Origin of the sequence: Pseudomonas sp. SZ57, from assembly GCF_009495975.1 — a bacterium.
GTDB lineage: Bacteria > Pseudomonadota > Gammaproteobacteria > Pseudomonadales > Pseudomonadaceae > Aquipseudomonas > Aquipseudomonas syringae.
Map to the genome: position 1 here is coordinate 1 of NZ_WIBD01000050.1, position 1,722 is coordinate 1,722.

General features: G+C 49.8%; 1 rRNA gene. It reads right to left on the reverse strand.

The annotated features are described in order from the left end of the window. A 23S ribosomal RNA gene (locus GE543_RS26940) occupies positions 1–1,541 on the reverse strand; the annotation flags it as partial. Positions 1,542–1,722: the final 181 nt, after the last annotated feature.

The window sequence follows — 1,722 nt, forward strand, 5'->3', positions numbered from 1 at the left end:
CACTTCGTGTTCTAAAAGAACACTCGTCATCAGCTCTCGGCCTTAAGATCCCGGATTTACCTAAGATCTCAGCCTACCACCTTAAACCTGGACAACCAACGCCAGGCTGGCCTAGCCTTCTCCGTCCCTCCATCGCAATAACCAGAAGTACAGGAATATTAACCTGTTTTCCATCGACTACGCTTTTCAGCCTCGCCTTAGGGACCGACTAACCCTGCGTCGATTAACGTTGCGCAGGAAACCTTGGTCTTTCGGCGTGGGTGTTTTTCACACCCATTGTCGTTACTCATGTCAGCATTCGCACTTCTGATACCTCCAGCAAGCTTCTCAACTCACCTTCACAGGCTTACAGAACGCTCCTCTACCGCATCATCAAAAGATGATACCCGTAGCTTCGGTGCATGGTTTGAGCCCCGTTACATCTTCCGCGCAGGCCGACTCGACTAGTGAGCTATTACGCTTTCTTTAAAGGGTGGCTGCTTCTAAGCCAACCTCCTAGCTGTCTAAGCCTTCCCACATCGTTTCCCACTTAACCATGACTTTGGGACCTTAGCTGACGGTCTGGGTTGTTTCCCTTTTCACGACGGACGTTAGCACCCGCCGTGTGTCTCCCATGCTCGGCACTTGTAGGTATTCGGAGTTTGCATCGGTTTGGTAAGTCGGGATGACCCCCTAGCCGAAACAGTGCTCTACCCCCTACAGTGATACATGAGGCGCTACCTAAATAGCTTTCGAGGAGAACCAGCTATCTCCGAGCTTGATTAGCCTTTCACTCCGATCCACAGGTCATCCGCTAACTTTTCAACGGTAGTCGGTTCGGTCCTCCAGTTAGTGTTACCCAACCTTCAACCTGCCCATGGATAGATCGCCCGGTTTCGGGTCTATTCCCAGCGACTAGACGCCCTATTAAGACTCGCTTTCGCTACGCCTCCCCTATTCGGTTAAGCTCGCCACTGAAAATAAGTCGCTGACCCATTATACAAAAGGTACGCAGTCACCCAACAAAGTGGGCTCCCACTGCTTGTACGCATACGGTTTCAGGATCTATTTCACTCCGCTCTCCGCGGTTCTTTTCGCCTTTCCCTCACGGTACTGGTTCACTATCGGTCAGTCAGTAGTATTTAGCCTTGGAGGATGGTCCCCCCATATTCAGACAAGGTTTCTCGTGCCCCGTCCTACTCGATTTCATTGCAAAGGGATTTTCGCGTACAGGGCTATCACCCACTATGGCCACCCTTTCCAGAGTGTTCCGCTAATCTCAATACAACTTAAGGGCTGGTCCCCGTTCGCTCGCCACTACTAAGGGAATCTCGGTTGATTTCTTTTCCTCAGGGTACTTAGATGTTTCAGTTCCCCTGGTTCGCCTCTTGCACCTATGTATTCAGTACAAGATAACCATCTTATGATGGCTGGGTTCCCCCATTCAGATATCTCCGGATCACAGTCTGTTTGCCGACTCCCCGAAGCTTTTCGCAGGCTACCACGTCTTTCATCGCCTCTGACTGCCAAGGCATCCACCGTATGCGCTTCTTCACTTGACCATATAACCCCAAGCAATCTGGTTATACTGTGAAGACGACATTCGCCGAAAGTTTGCATTTCACAAACTTTACCTTAGCCCGGACACGCACCAGTGAAAGAGGTGCCCGGTCTATATTTCTTTCTATCACATACCCAAATTTTTAAAGAACGATCTAATCAAAGACTAGAAATCAACATTCA